The sequence below is a fragment of the Cupriavidus sp. SIMBA_020 genome (genome assembly GCF_046535395.1).
Lineage (GTDB): Bacteria > Pseudomonadota > Gammaproteobacteria > Burkholderiales > Burkholderiaceae > Cupriavidus > Cupriavidus campinensis.
The window spans coordinates 1-424 of sequence record NZ_JAWRWU010000094.1 but is presented as its reverse complement, the minus strand read 5'-3'; the positions used below and the strand labels follow the sequence as shown (position 1 = coordinate 424).

Here is a 424-nt window from a genome sequence, read left to right as displayed (position 1 = left end):
CCTGAAGGTCGCCGCCGTCAAGGCGCCCGGTTTCGGCGATCGTCGCAAGGCCATGCTCGAGGACATCGCCATCCTCACAGGCGCGACCGTCATCTCGGAAGAAACCGGCAAGCAACTGCAGAAGGCGTCGCTCGAAGATCTCGGCAGTGCGAAACGTGTCGAGGTCCGCAAGGAAGACACGATCATCATCGACGGCGCGGGCGATCAGGAGCGCATCGAGGCGCGCGTGAAGTCGATCCGTACGCAGATCGACGAAACCACGAGCGACTACGATCGCGAGAAGCTGCAGGAACGCGTGGCGAAGCTCGCCGGCGGCGTGGCCGTGATCAGGGTCGGGGCGGCCACCGAGGTCGAGATGAAGGAGAAGAAGGACCGTGTCGACGATGCGCTGCACGCCACGCGTGCGGCGGTCGAGGAAGGCATT

General features: G+C 64.6%; 1 protein-coding gene. It reads left to right on the top strand.

Annotation, left to right across the window (positions count from 1 at the left end; translation table 11 throughout):
• Positions 1 to 424, top strand: a 424-nt coding sequence (locus tag SB751_RS28295; protein ID WP_410748823.1) for a TCP-1/cpn60 chaperonin family protein, incomplete at both ends; no start/stop codon positions are given.